This is a genomic window from Streptomyces sp. TOM-9, assembly GCF_056858595.1.
In genome coordinates this window covers 9,586,502-9,600,236 of sequence record NZ_JBXEQB010000001.1, presented here as the reverse complement: position 1 = coordinate 9,600,236, position 13,735 = coordinate 9,586,502, and the positions used below count along the sequence as shown (strand labels likewise).

Annotated in this window: 12 protein-coding genes and 1 pseudogene; 7 read left to right on the top strand and 6 right to left on the bottom strand. The window is 69.4% G+C overall.

Annotated elements, in window-relative coordinates; genetic code table 11:
* Positions 1-233: 233 nt before the first annotated feature.
* The 4 genes from AC1VWI_RS43820 (at position 234) to AC1VWI_RS43805 (ending at position 5,036) form a co-directional block, all read left to right on the top strand.
* A complete protein-coding gene (locus tag AC1VWI_RS43820; protein WP_499516594.1) occupies positions 234-728 on the top strand; it encodes a DUF6328 family protein in 495 nt (164 codons plus the stop codon).
* Positions 729-1,644: 916 nt separating this feature from the next.
* On the top strand, positions 1,645-1,863 hold the full coding sequence (locus AC1VWI_RS43815) for a DUF6479 family protein (protein WP_499516593.1): 219 nt from the start codon (positions 1,645-1,647) through the stop codon (positions 1,861-1,863).
* Positions 1,864-2,052: 189 nt separating this feature from the next.
* Positions 2,053-4,548, top strand: coding sequence for a molybdopterin oxidoreductase family protein (locus AC1VWI_RS43810; RefSeq protein WP_499516592.1), 2,496 nt, complete (start codon positions 2,053-2,055; stop codon positions 4,546-4,548).
* On the top strand, positions 4,545-5,036 hold the full coding sequence (locus AC1VWI_RS43805) for a hypothetical protein (RefSeq protein ID WP_499516591.1): 492 nt from the start codon (positions 4,545-4,547) through the stop codon (positions 5,034-5,036). Before AC1VWI_RS43810 ends, AC1VWI_RS43805 begins: the two co-directional genes overlap by 4 nt.
* 34 nt (positions 5,037-5,070) lie before the next feature.
* On the opposite strand, the gene AC1VWI_RS43800 is transcribed toward AC1VWI_RS43805, so the two are convergent.
* On the bottom strand, positions 5,071-5,946 hold the full coding sequence (locus tag AC1VWI_RS43800; protein WP_499516590.1) for an SDR family oxidoreductase: 876 nt from the start codon (positions 5,944-5,946) through the stop codon (positions 5,071-5,073).
* Between the two features lie 227 nt (positions 5,947-6,173).
* Here AC1VWI_RS43800 and AC1VWI_RS43795 point away from each other — a divergent pair.
* Positions 6,174-6,768: pseudogene (locus tag AC1VWI_RS43795) on the top strand (phytoene desaturase family protein); the annotation flags it as partial.
* Between the two features lie 33 nt (positions 6,769-6,801).
* Here the strand turns inward: AC1VWI_RS43795 and AC1VWI_RS43790 are convergent.
* The 5 genes from AC1VWI_RS43790 to AC1VWI_RS43770 form a co-directional block, all read right to left on the bottom strand.
* Positions 6,802-7,872 carry a glutamate--cysteine ligase gene (locus tag AC1VWI_RS43790; protein ID WP_499516589.1) on the bottom strand — a complete coding sequence of 357 codons (1,071 nt, stop codon included), beginning with the start codon at positions 7,870-7,872 and terminating at the stop codon, positions 6,802-6,804.
* Between the two features lie 360 nt (positions 7,873-8,232).
* Positions 8,233-8,583, bottom strand: coding sequence for a DUF5133 domain-containing protein (locus AC1VWI_RS43785; RefSeq protein ID WP_499517063.1), 351 nt, complete (start codon positions 8,581-8,583; stop codon positions 8,233-8,235).
* Between the two features lie 82 nt (positions 8,584-8,665).
* Positions 8,666-9,547 (bottom strand): SDR family oxidoreductase, encoded by an 882-nt coding sequence (locus tag AC1VWI_RS43780; protein WP_499516588.1) that lies wholly within the window; start codon positions 9,545-9,547, stop codon positions 8,666-8,668.
* A 13-nt stretch (positions 9,548-9,560) separates the two neighbouring features.
* The gene (locus AC1VWI_RS43775; protein ID WP_499516587.1) at positions 9,561-11,027 is read right to left on the bottom strand and encodes an aminotransferase class I/II-fold pyridoxal phosphate-dependent enzyme; all 1,467 of its coding nucleotides are present in this window, start codon (positions 11,025-11,027) and stop codon (positions 9,561-9,563) included.
* A gap of 56 nt (positions 11,028-11,083) precedes the next feature.
* A complete protein-coding gene (locus AC1VWI_RS43770; RefSeq protein WP_499516586.1) occupies positions 11,084-11,269 on the bottom strand; it encodes a hypothetical protein in 186 nt (61 codons plus the stop codon).
* Positions 11,270-11,596: 327 nt separating this feature from the next.
* On the opposite strand from AC1VWI_RS43770, the gene AC1VWI_RS43765 reads away from it, so the two are divergent.
* Entirely contained in the window at positions 11,597-12,781 is a 1,185-nt protein-coding gene (locus tag AC1VWI_RS43765; RefSeq protein WP_499516585.1) for an amidohydrolase, read from the top strand.
* 87 nt (positions 12,782-12,868) lie between these two features.
* A complete protein-coding gene (locus AC1VWI_RS43760; RefSeq protein ID WP_499516584.1) occupies positions 12,869-13,429 on the top strand; it encodes a hemerythrin domain-containing protein in 561 nt (186 codons plus the stop codon).
* Positions 13,430-13,735 lie beyond the last annotated feature (306 nt).

Below are 13,735 nucleotides of genomic sequence, written 5' to 3'. Positions count from 1 at the left end.
CCTGCCTGGCTCGACTATCGACGGTTACGTCCCTGCTGTTTTGAAGCATCGAACCGCCTGACCCTTCCCGCCCCAAGAGCAATGCGGCCCCTCCGGTTGCCGACAGGCTGGCGCGACGATCCATCCGTTCAGGGCACCCGGCTCGCCTGATCGGGCCGACTTGCGTCGCGCCCTCGCCGGGATGGCAGTAGACAGCGAGTAACAATGCCGCCGAGCCACCTGTGAGAGACGCCATGGCCGCCGACGCCCGTAGCACCGGACGCCATGAGACCGAGGAAGAGCGCGCGGATCGCAAATGGGGCGAACTCATCCAGGAGGTGCGCGTCGCCCAGACCGGCGTGCAGATCCTCTTCGGTTTCCTGCTGACGGTGGTGTTCACTCCCCGCTACGCGCAACTGCAGCACGCGGACAAGGTCATTTACATCGTCACCGTCGCCCTGGGGGCCTCGGCCACCGGCGCCCTGGTCGGGCCGGTGTCCTTCCACCGCTTGGTGTCGGGGCTGCACATCAAGCCGCAGACAGTGCAATGGGCCTCCCGCGTGACCTTTGTGGGTCTGATCCTGCTCCTCGCCACGATGACAGCGGCGCTCTTGCTGGTCCTGCGCGTAGCCACGGACAACCTTTTCGTGCCGTACCTGGTCAGCGCCGTGCTGGCCTGGTACGTCCTGTGCTGGTTTGTCCTGCCCTTCTGGGCGCGGGTTCGCTTCGCAGGTCGCCGGCACAAGTGAGCGGACGGCTCCAATAAGCGGGGGCTGGCTGACGGACCCGCAACCTCCCCATGCAAGAAGCGCCTCGAACCGCATGCCACGGGCATTGGCGGCGGGCGCCGGGGAGGAGATGGTGCGTGGTGGGCCGGATCGGGCGTCGTTCGAGTTTCCGATAGGTGGCGTCCGGAGGCTCCCGGGCCCGGGCGGTGATGTGAACCATGGCGCGGTAAGGGGCGTCGAGGAGCGGGGCAGGGGTGCCTCGGGGAGTGGCGAAACAGTTCGGCGTCCTCGTGCTCATGCGTACTGATCATGTCGATCACGACGAGCGCGGCCGTTTCCTTGCCGTGCATTCGTTGCGGACTCGATGGTTGCCGTGTCAGGCGGTCCCTCCCCGGCGGCGTGCTGGGCCCGTACACGGGGGAAGTGCAGAAAAGTGCAGAAAGCTCCGGACAGGTGGTCGTTCCAGCATGCGGCCATCAAGACTGCGTCGCAGGCTGGAGGGGTGGAATGCCGAGTGATCGTGTATCCGCCTTCGGAATGCGGCGGGCGCCGGGTCCGGCTGGATGAGCGCATCCTCGGCCTGGCCCACGGGCCCAGGGACATTCTCGTCTTGCTGCGGCGGGCTGGTCTCAGGCCCCGGGTCAGAGACCTCTGGGAAGGGAAGCTGGTCGAATGGCGGGGCGGCGGCCCTGACCTTTGGTGACGGGCGGCGCGGAAGGGCTGGGGCGGCAGGCTCTTCTCTGGATGGCAGGGGGCCTGCCCAAACGGCACTCCTCTCCCGGGGCGGATCCGCACCGTAGTTTGTATCGACCTCCGATTCGCTCGCCAGCCGGTCAGGCCGGGAGTCGCCGAATGCGACCACCGTTCACGGAGACGACTGAAATGCACCAGTGGTTGTGCGTGGTGTCGACCCGGATGCGCGGGGTAACCGCCTGCTATGCGAACTGACCGGATGCAATTAGCCGTCCCTCACGACTACCTCGTCGGCACTGCGCCGCTTGTCGTGGGTATCGTGCTGGTGATCATCCTCGTCTCAGCGGTAACCATCGGTTGGCGCGTGCGCAGAAGGCAACCGCCTCCTCCGCGGACGCCCCAGCCTGGTGCTGATTCTTGGCGCACGAGCCGAGATCACGACGCCGACGCTGATCGAGGATGACAGCCCCAATGGCCAGGTCACCGAGAAGCCGACGCGATCCATCTTGGGACTGCCGTAGATCCAGCGGGGAACTCCTCCCGCCAGCAGATCCCGCTGCATGCGCGCCCTGTGCAAAGAGTTAGGCAGGGAAGGGCTCGGGTATCCGAGGAACGTCGGGCGGACAGGCACCTACATGGTGGGAGGCATTGGATGAAGCCGTCGGTGGATCGGATCGCTCACCCGTGGGGCAGCCGGACCCCGTACGGGCGGAACGAGCCGTGGCCCACGCGGGTGGACGCCTACCTGGCCAAGGGGATCGAAGCGGAGAAGGTAGAGCGGTGGGTGCAGGCCGCCTCGATCCTCCACTCGGACGGCGACGCCATGGACATCGCCGTCGTCGGGAACCGCATCGTCGGCGTGCGGGGCCGCGCCACCGATCGCGTGAACCGCGGCCGGCTGGGCCCGAAGGACCTCTTCGGCTGGCAGGCCAACGCTGCGCCGGACCGGCTGACCCGGCCGCTGATCCGTAGCGACGGTCAACTGCTGGAGTGCGACTGGAACGAGGCGATGGAGCGCGTCGTCTCCCGGTCCAAAGCCTTGCTGGACGAACGGGGGCCGGGCGCGATCGGCTTCTACACCAGCGGCCAGCTGTTCCTGGAGGAGTACTACACACTTGCCGTCCTGGCACGGGCCGGCATCGGCACCAACCACTTGGACGGCAATACCCGTCTGTGTACGGCGACAGCCGGGGAGGCCCTGAAGGAGTCGTTCGGCTGCGACGGCCAGCCGGGCTGCTACGACGACTTCGACCACGCAGACGTCATCGCCCTGTTCGGGCACAACATCGCCGAGACGCAGCCCGTGCAGTGGATGCGGATCCTCGACCGCCTCGAAGGCACCGACGCCCCGCGGCTCGTCTGCGTCGACCCGCGCCCCACTCAGGTAGCCCGCCGGTCCGCCGTCCATCTCGCCCCGCGCGTCGGCACGAACGTGGCACTGATGAACGCTCTGCTGCACGAGGTCATCCGCACCGACCGGGTCGACCACGACTACATCGCGGCCCACACAGTCGGCTACGAGGAACTGACTGAGCAGGTACGGGACTGCACCCCGGAGTGGGCCGCCGGGATTTGCGACGTACCTGCGGCGCGCATCGCCGAAGCCGCTGAGCTCCTGGGATACGCGGACCGGCTGGCGTCGACCGTGCTGCAGGGCTTCTACCAGTCCCACCAGGCGACCGCAGCGGCCGTGCAGGTCAACAACCTGCACCTGGTCCGCGGCATGCTCGGGCGGCCCGGGTGCGGGGTGCTGCAAATGAACGGGCAGCCCACCGCGGAAAACACGCGCGAATGCGGAGCCAACGGCGACCTGCCCGGCTTCCGCAACTGGGAGAACGACGCCCATGTGGCCGACCTGGCGAAGGTCTGGAACGTCGAACCGTCGGCCATCCCCCACTACGCCCCTCCCACCCACGCCATGCAGATGTTCCGCTACGCGGAGCAGGGATCGATCCGCATGCTGTGGATCAGCGGCACGAATCCCGCCGTGTCCCTGCCCCAGCTGTCCCGGATCCGCTCGATCCTCAGGCAGGAACGCCTCTTCGTCGTCGTGCAGGATCTGTTCCTCACCGAGACCGCCCACCTCGCCGACGTGGTACTGCCGGCCGCCACCTGGGGTGAGAAGACGGGCACCTTCACCAACGCCGACCGCACCGTGCACTTGTCGGAGAAGGCCGTCGACCCACCCGGCGAGGCCAGACCGGACCTGGACGTCTTCCTCGACTACGCCGCACGCATGGACTTCCGCGACAAGGACGGCGGGCCGCTGGTCGGCTGGCACGACCCCGAATCCGCGTTCGAGGCATGGAAGCGGTGCAGCGCGGGCCGCCCCTGCGACTACACCGGCCTGACCTACGAGAAGCTGCGCGGCGGCAGCGGCGTCCAGTGGCCGTGCAATGACGAGGCGCCCGACGGCACCGAACGGCTGTACAGCGCCGGGATCGCCTGGGCCCACCCGGACATGTGCGAGAGCTACGGCAAGGACCTGGTCACCGGCGCCGCCGACAGTGTGGTGGAGTACCGCTCCCTCAACCCGAACGGCAGGGCGATCATTAAGGCGGCAGAATACTTGCCGGCACACGAGGAACCGGACCCGGGATACCCCTTCCAGCTCACCACGGGACGGACGATCTACCACTTCCACACCAGGACCAAGACCGGCAGGGCACCCCAGCTAAACGCCGCCGCCCCCGACGTGTGGGTGGAGATCTCTGCCGCCGACGCAGACTCACAGGGACTGGATGAAGGTGACCTGGTCGAGGTCACCACGCCCCGTGGTGCGCTACGCGGCAGGCTCCGTATCACCGGCATCCGGACGGGATTGCTCTTCGTCCCGTTCCACTACGGCTACTGGGACACGCCGGGAAAACACGGACCAGGCTGTGACACGCCTGGCCGTGCGGCGAACGAGGCGACCGTCACCGACTGGGACCCGGTCTCCAAGCAACCGTTGTTCAAGACCGCTGCGGCCGCCCTGACCTTGGTGCGACGAGGCGAGGGAGCCACCTCCACGGCACCGACCACCACGGCCTCCGCCCCTGTGCAGAGCAGCGCCGTGCCGGCCACCACAGGAGGAGCAGGAGCGTTCGCGTCCCAAGCGCCCGGGAAGTCCTACTCCCCTGACAGTCAGGAAGGCGGAATCCGGTGAACGGCATTAAGGACCTACTGCGCGCACTGCACGCCGACGAGGAGCACCTGTCGCGGGAATTCGTCACCGTGGCCGACCGCCATCGCACGGATCACGAGGTCCACCACGTCGCCATGGATCTGGCCGCGTGGTCACGCGAGCACACCCGGCGGATAGCGGACACCACCCGAGCGTACGACCTGGAACTCGATCCGCCGGGGGAACTGCACACCGGCCTCCTGTCGGCCGTCGGCAGGAAGGCCGCCGAGTCGGTCGGTCTCCGCCCCGAGCCGGCGCTGCTGCTCCTGCGGGACCTGCGCGACCTCCACCTCGCCGCGTCAGGCAACTCCCTGTACTGGGAGATGGTGGCCCAGGCGGGACAGGCCACGAGGGACGAGGCGCTGCTCGACCTCGCGATGCGGTGCCACCCTCAGACGCTGCGGCAGATGCGCTGGACCAACACCATGATCAAGACCTTGTCGCCCCAGGCGCTGGCGAGCCTGAGCTGAACTTCCTCCTGACGGAGGTGGCGGCGAGCCTGCGTCACGGGCCTCGAGTCGCGTCAGCTCGGCCGCCCGCGCCCAGGAGGCCGGTGTCGGTGATGTCACCGCGCTGCTCCAGGGCGCCCATCGTGTGCCGGGCCCTCCAGGCCACCAGTCCCGGCAGGAGGATGCGCACCGCTTGGACGCCGCGCAGCCAGGGCTGTACGTAGACAGCGGACGCGCGGTGCTCGATGCCTCGTACGAGCCGCTCCGCTGTGGCCCCGGCAGTGTAGGTATGGCTAGCCGGCCAGGGCAGGAGGGCCCGCAATTCGCGCATGGTCGGGTGGCACTGGGCCTCGCGGATCATCTCCGTGTCCGTCCAGCTCATGTAGGCGACGCCGACGGTGACACCGTGGTGCGCCACCTCCGCGCGCAGGGAATGCGTGAACGCCTCGACCCCTGACTTGGAGGCGCAATAGGCGGACATCAGCGGCGCCGCGCCCATGGCAGCAAGTGATGAGACCTGCAGATAGTGGCCGCGGGTGATCAGCAGTTGCGGGAGGAAAGCCCGGGCGGTCAGTGCGCTTCCGACGAGGTTGACCTCGACGATCCTGCGCCAGGTCTCCATGGAGGACTCCATGAAGGGGCCTCCGGCGGCGATGCCCGCGTTCGCCACGACCACGGAGACGGGGCCGAACTCCTCCTTTACCTGGCCAGCGGTACGGCACAGGGCGGCTTCGTCTGTGACGTCGACGTACCAAGCTCGCGCCGGACCGGGCACCGCTGCCGCCGCCGCCTGCAATTCCTCTGGCTCGAGTCCTAGCAGTGCGACTCGGGCGCCACGGGCCGCCAAAAGATGCGTCACCGCCCGCCCGATGCCCCGGGCGGCGCCGGTAACCACGGCCGTACGACCCAGCAAGCGCGGGGAGCCGGTCACGCTGGACCTCCACCTACGACAAGAAAATGCACAAAACCCCAATAACGACAGTAATCGAGGGTAGGAGACGGGGCGGCCGGAAAGGCGATAGGCCATCGGAGGGACCCAAACGCGGCTTGTCGGTGGCACTCCCGAGAACGTCTGGGCCGTTCTCGTCGACGGTACGCGCTATGGCGAGTGGGTCGCGGGTCCGTCGTCCTCGCGGCGGTGGGGGCTGTACTGCCGACGGCGACGCGGTGCAGGCCCGCCGCGCCGTGCTGGCCGACGTGTCCGTGCCCGCCATGTACAGCGAGCTGGTGAACCGGGACGACCTCCCGCCCCGAGTCTTGGAGCATCTGCGCCACTTCCAAGCGACCTTCAAAATGGACTGAGCCCTGGAGGGCCCGGTGCCGTGGTCGGTGCCCGCAGCGGCGCAGGCCCCCACGGTGCACTTGACCGAAGGGGCCGACGCACTTGCCCGGTTCGCAGCTGATGGTCGACCGGGTAGAAGCCCAGGTCGAGCGGTACGCTCCCGGCTTCCGGTCGCTCGTTAGCGCCCGCCGGATACTCGCACCGCCCCACCTAGAAGAGCACGACGCCAATCTCCATGGGGGCGCAATCAACGGTGGCACCGAGGCCATGCACCAGCAACTGGTCTTCCGCCCCATCCCGGGTACCGCCCGCCCTGTGACACCGATCGCGGGGCTGTTTCTGGCTTCGGCTGGGGCTCATCCGGGCGGCGGGGTGCACGGCGCACCTGGCTCCAATGCCGCTCGTGCCGCGCTGCGCTCCCGCTCCCCCAGCCGCCTGCTGAGCGAGGCACAGCGCGCGCTGACCTGCCGAGGCCCCCGGTCGGCGCACCTGATCCGCCATGGCTCAGATCTGGCTGCGGCGGACGCAGGCCGCGACGACTTCGCGGAGGCTTCCGGTACGCCGCAGCAGGTCGCGCTGGATCTGGGCGCCGTTGCCGGTCTTGAGAAGTCCGGCGAGGGCGTCCTGCGCGGGGATCACGTCGCCGTTGTCCTCCAGGGCGTCGCGTACGTGATCGAACAGGGCGCGGACCACGACCTCGGCCGGGGCGGGTTCCATGGACACCGGGTGGATCAGGCGACCGTCGATGCCCTCCCGGGCGGCTTGCCAGGTCGCCAGCCGCAGCAGCGCCACGCTGTGCCCGGACGGCGGCTCACCGGCCTGCCAGGCGCGAGCCGCAGTCTCCACCAACGCCCGCACCAGCGTCGCCAGCAGCGCGGTGCCGGACGCGTCCAGGCACACGTCCGCGACCCGCACCTCGACGGTGGGGTAGGTGTGCGACAGCCGGGCGTCGAAATAGACCATGCCCGGGTCGCGAAGCACCACAGTGGCGATCATGGCCCGCACCTGCTCGTGGTAGCCGGCCGCGGAACCGAACGGCTCCACCGGCCCTGCCGACGGCCACCTGCCCCACACCCGGCTGCGGTAGCTCGCATAGCCACTGCCCCGGCCCTGCCAGAACGGCGAGTTCCCGCTGAGCGCCAGCAGCACCGGCAGCCAGCAGCGGATCCGGTCCAGGACCGCGACACCCTCCTCGTCGGACTGCACCGACACATGCACGTGGCAGCCACACGTCAGCTGCTCCTGCGCGGTCAGCCCGTACCGCTCCCCAGTGCTCAGCTGCGGGTTCACCGGCAACGGTGATGTCGCCAGCGCCGCGACCGCGCCACCGGACTCCTCGGCGTGCCGGGCCGCCTCCGCCCGCCAGCGCACGATCTCCGCCGCCAGGTCCTCCATCCGCGCCTGCGGTCGGGTGGCGAACTCCAGCTGTTCCCTCTGCAGTTCCGCCTCAAACACCCCGCCGCACCCGGCGGAGTCACGACGCGCTGACGCCAGCACCGCCGCCGACAGCGCCTGCGGCTCTCCGGACTCCGCGTCCAGCAGCAGGAGCTCCTCCTCCACACCCACCGTCCGCATCGTGCTCCTCCGTTTCCGCGACACTGGGTGACCTCGGGCGACAACTCGCCTTGCATGCGACGTGCCCACTCCTGCGGTTACCCATGACATGACCAGTGCGCCGGGCACCACATCTGGTTCCCCGCCTGCGGCCTGTCGATGCACCCGTCATCGCTTTTCTGACGCACACATCCGGGGCCTCGTCGGGCGGCACCGTGGCCACCATCACCGGAACGAGCCTGGACACCGCTGAGGAGGTCACCTTCGGTGGCGTCTAGGCACCCTTTGTAGTGGTGGCCGCCGAAGAGCCGACCCTCATCGCTCCGGTGGGCGGCGACGGAACAGTCGATGCATCACCGGCCCGGGCGCTGCCACGTCGATTCACTTACGGGCTCTCCCTGGCGCCCCCACCTCGAGAGGATGGAGGTTGCGGGAACGTTCCAGTGCGTACGCCCGTAGACGGCGAGAGCACAGCGGATTGCGGGCTCTGCCGGGGGTGTGCCGAGCTTGGAACTGGCGCGCCAGCCAGGCAAGTACAGCGGAATCGTCGTGGGGGCGGGCACCTGGCAGGCGGAGGCGGGCGGCGATCAGGGCGGCGTCGATGTCGCTGGTGCCGGTGGCCACGCACAGGGTGTACGAGACGTCCTCGAGCTGCCGGCGGACCTGCGGGGCCTCAGGATTGAGCAGGCTGAGAGTCTGGTAGCGGTCGTTCAGGACGGCGGGGTGGGCCATCAGCACGGCATCTCCTCCAACGGATCTCAAATGCGGTCCGTTGGTCCACCGTCTTCCCGGTCGTGGCGGCACATACCGCTCCTCAGGGCAGTGGCGTACCGCCCGTGGCGTTGACGACCTCGGCGGTGATGTAGCTGGCGCGCTGGGAGGCGAGGAAGACGTACGCCGGGGCCATCTCGGCCGGCTGGGCGGGGCGGCCGAGCGGGGACTGCTTCCCGAATTCGGTGGTGTCCGGGAGGGTCGCCGGGATGAGCGGGGTCCACACCGGGCCCGGGGCCACCGCGTTGACGCGGACCCCCTTGGAGGCGACCATCTGGGCCAGTCCCTGGGTGAAGTTGACGATCGCCGCCTTCGTCATGGCGTAGTCCAGCAGATGAGGGCTGGGCTTGTAGGCCTGCACGGAGCTGGTGTTGATGATCGAGCCGCCGGCGGGGAGATACTCGAGGGCCATTTTCGACAGCCAGAACATCGCGTACAGGTTGGTCTTGAGTACCCTGTCGAACTGCTCTGTGTCGATCGCGCCGATCCCGTCCGGCTGGGACATCTGGTAGGCGGCGTTGTTGACCAGGATGTCGAGCCGTCCGAACTGCGCGAGCGCCAGGTCGATCACCTCGCGGCACTGGCCCTCCTCGCGAAGGTCGCAGGACAGGGCGACGCCCTTGCGTCCGGCGTCCACGATGAGTCCGACGGTGGTGTCCGCGTCGGCCCTCTCCTCGGGCAGATGCGTGATGAGCACGTGCGCGCCTTCGCGGGCGAAAGCGAGCGCGACGGCCCGGCCGATCCCGGAGTCGCCACCGGTGATCACCGCGGCCTTGCCCTCCAGCAGGCCACTGCCCTCGTACGAGGTCTCGCCGTGGTCGGGGGGCGGGTCCATCGGCCCCGTCCAGCCCGGATGCGGCTGGTCCTGGGCGGGGAAGTTCGGCTGTGGATGCCGGGTGACCGGGTCTTCGTTGTGGGAGGTCATGCGGGTTCCTCCGTCACTTCTCGATCGTGACTCGGATCGAGCGCACCTTCTGGTCGGCGGCGTCGGGGACGACCATCCCGGCTTCGATCCCGGTGCGCAGGTAGTCCAGCACCTGGCGGTTGAGACGTTCGCCGGGGAGGGCTGCGGGGATGCCGGGTGGGTAGGGCGTCAGCATCTCGGCGGTGATCCTGTCCTCGGCCTGCGCGATCGGGACCTGCTCGGTCTCGCCGAAGAAGGCGTCGCGCGGCAGGAGGACCTGTTCCAGGGTGAGTTCCTCCGGGCTCGGGATGTTCACGGGGGCTGCGGGGCGCAGATCGCCCACGTGGTCGAGGAGGTCGGCCAGAGCAGTGACCAGTACCTTCGTTGTGTCCTCGGTGTCGGCGTGGGTGAGCTGGGCGCTGATCCTGCGGTGGTCGCTGACGTGGAGGTTCACCCCGTGGTGGGCGCGCAGCCAGTCGGCGGCCCGGTATCCCGTGGTGCCCCGCGCGGAGATGTCGACGATCACCTGCAGCGGATCCAGATCGGCGGCCCGGCCGGGGGCGCAGAAGTCCTCGCGGCCGTGCACGTGGAAGCCGTCAAGGGTTTCGATCTGGCCGCGCAATGCCTCTGCCAGGGCGAGCGCGCGGTCGTAGAGGGCGTGGCCGTGTTCCACCATCTGCCGGCGCCAGCCGTCGAGCGCCGCGTACATCAGCACCGAGGGGCTGGTGGTGCCCAGCAGGTCCTCGCGGGCCTTGAGCACGTCGGGGTCGATCAGGTCCCCCTGGAGGTGGAAGACCGAGGTCTGTTCCAGGGCCGACCCCATCTTGTGCACGGAGGTGACGCACACGTCCGCTCCGGCGTCCATCGCCCAGGTCGGCAGCAAGGCGTGGAACGGCAGGTGTGCTCCCCACGCCTCGTCGACGATCAGGGGTTTGCCCTGCCGGTGGCACTCCTCGGCGATCGCACACAGATCCGCACAGGTCCCGTACGGCGTGGGACTGGTGACCAGGGCACCCTTGGCGTCCGGGTGGTCGCGCAGCGCCGCGGCGAACGCCTGCGGGGACGGCGGATGGGCCAGGTGCAGTGCGGGGTCCCACTGGGGGCGCACCCAGACCGGCTCCTGGCCGGAGAGGATCAGACCCGAGATGACGGACTTGTGGGCGTCCCGTCCCACCACCAGCTTCTCGTGGGGTCCGGCGACCGAGAGCATCGCCGACTTGACCGACAGCGAGCTGCCGCAAGTGGAGAAGAACGTGTGCTCCGCTCCGACCGCGTCCGCCATGAGCTCCTGCGCCCGCTGCAGGACGCCGTGAGAGGAGGTGCGGTCGTCCAGGCCGCTGGTGGCCAGGATGTCGGAGCGGAAGACCGCCTCTCCCAGCGCCTCCAGGACACGGGGATCGGTGCCCCGGCCCTGCTTGTGACCGGGTGGGGTGAACGGTGTCTGACCGGTCGCGTGGTAGGCGGCCAGCGCCTCCAGGACCGGCGCGTGCGAATGGTCCATGAGCAGCGGCTGCCCGCGCCCCCGATGCGGGAAACGCCCTGCCTTGGGGGTGGAAGTCAGCGGCCGCGGTGTTCGGTCTTCGGCTCCTGCGGGTCGACGTTGCTGAACTCGGACGTCTCCTTGGCGCCGCTGGGCCGGCCGGAGGGGCCACGTTTCCCGGTGTCCTGGATCTGCCGCTTGCCGGACTTGCTGGCCCGCTCCTCACCACTGCGCGACACGTCGTGTGCCAGCGTGCCTGCCATGGACTCCGCGATGTCCTTGCGCGTCGGTTCGCGCTTCCCACCGGGCGCATAGGTGTCCGGGTAAACGAGCGGTGGCCGCGGGGGTTGTCCTGCTGCTTCTCCGCGTCTACGTCCGTGGCCCATCCGTGCTGGCCGTCCCCCTCGTGGCGGCTCAGACCCTCGCCGTGCGGCGGCTGCTGCTCCTTCGCCATCGCTCTTCCCTCCCGAAAGGCACCTTCCATGCATTACCTACCTTTCGGGGCGCGCCCCGACAGCGGCGGCTCATGCGTGGCGCGGTCCCGCGCGCCGGGCCGGGTAGGCGTCCGGCAGACATCCGGGAGGTCACCGATGGATGAGCCCGTGGACCAGGTATACGCCCGCATCGCGGAACAGCTCTCCGCTCGCGCCGGGCTGCTGTGGGATGTGGCCTCGACGCTCCACGGGGACCCGGAGCCGTCCTTCGAGGAGCACAGGGCGGCCCAGCTGCTGACCGCCCACCTGGAACGGGACGGCTTCTCCGTCCAGCGCGGGGTCGCGGGCCTGCCGACGGCCTTCGTCGCGGCCGCCGGTAACGGCGGCGCCCCGCGGGTGGCCCTGCTGCTCGAGTACGACGCCCTGCCCGGGATGGGTCATGCCTGCGGCCACAACCTCATCGCCGCAGCAGGGCTCGGCGCTGGCCTCGCTCTCCACGGCGCCGTGCCGGACGTACGCGGGTCACTGCTGGTGGTCGGCACCCCGGCGGAGGAGCGGGGCGGCGGCAAGGTCGTCATGGCCGAGGCGGGCGTATTCGACGGGGTGGACGCCGCCCTGATGTTCCATCCCGGCGTGCACAGCTGGTCGTGGGCACCGCTCACTGCTTCGGCCCAGGTGAGGGTGGCCTTCCACGGCCGGGCCGCCCATCCCACGGGCAGTCCGACTGAAGGGATCGACGCGCTGGCCGCGCTGATCCAGTTCTTCAACACTCTGGCGGTGCTCGGCCGACGGCTTCCGTCCGGGTCCCACGTGCAGGGCATCGTCACCGAGGGCGGCAAGGCCACTAACATCGTCCCGGACTACGCGGAGGGGCTGTTCGGCCTGCGCGGAACCACCACGGCCGCCCGTCACGAGCTGGCGAACGCTCTCGCCGACTGCGCCCACGGGGTTGCGCACGCCACCGGCACCCGGGCGGAGGTCTTGCCCGTCGGCGCCGGGTACGACCACTTCCGCAACAGCGGCGTGCTTTCCGTGCGGTTCACCGCCCATCTGACCCTGGCGGGCGTGCTGGCGGGCGAACCGGTGCCGGGTGTCCACCTGGGTTCCTCGGACGTCGGCACGGTCAGCAACCGCCTGCCGACCATCCATCCGTTCGTGGCGATCATGGACGCTGACGGCTCCGACCACACCCCGCGTTTCGCGGCGGCCGCGGCCGCCCCGCGGGCCCGCGAGGTCATGCTCGCCGCGGCCCGTGCGCTGGCCTGCACCGCCGCCGACGTGGTGGTCGAGCCCGAGGTCACCGCCGCGGCCTGGGCCGAGCACCGTCGTCCGGATGGCTGAGGAAAGAGGGCGTGCCCCGCGTGGGAGGGGGAAGCCGCCCGGGGGAGAGACCGTTTAGTGCACGCCGGAACGGAAGGAAATCATGTGATGGGACACGGCGGAGACGTCATCGCGGAACTCACGGCCGACCATCGCGAGGTGGAGGAGTACTTCGCCCGTCTGCGGGCCCTGCCCCCGGGTGACAAGGAACGCCGGAACGTGCTCGACGAGGTCACCATCGAACTCGTACGCCACTCGGTGGCCGAGGAGATGTACCTTTACCCGGCCGTCCGGGAGCACCTCCCCGGAGGGGATGCCGTTGCCGACAAGGAGATCGAGGAGCACGCCGAGGTAGAGCAGGTCCTCAAAGACCTGGAGGACGTCGACATCGACGACGCCCGTTTCGACCAACTGGTTGGCAAGCTGGTCACTGACGTCACCGAGCACGTCCAGGAGGAGGAGCGGCAACTCTTCCCGAGCCTCGCGCAGGCCTGCACTCCCGAGCAGCTCAATGACCTCGGGGACAAGGTGCGCAGGGCCAAGAAGGTCGCGCCGACCCAGCCGCACCCCAGCGCCCCGGACACCCCGCCCGGCAACAAGCTCCTGGCACCGGGTGCCGGCCTGGTGGACCGGGCGCGCGACTTCGTCACCGGCCGCGGCAAGTCCTGACCCCATCGGCCGATCCCTGGGCTGGCCCGGCGGAATGCCCCGTGGGCGTCCAGGGCAAGGCCGCCTCGGCATGCCCGGCAATTCATCGCAGTTCCTGCCCATAGCCCGCGAGACGGGGCTTCCCACGCTGTCTTCACGACCCTCGCTGACGTGCCTGCCAAGCCGGCCAAAGAGGACTGGGCGGCGGATGATGGTGATGCAGTTGCGCATCGGGTGCTACCTGCGGTGGTCTTGGCAAATTGCGCGGGCTTGATGGCCGGGGTGAACGTGTGACGAGCAGGGCCAAGGCAAGCATCTGGCCAGCGG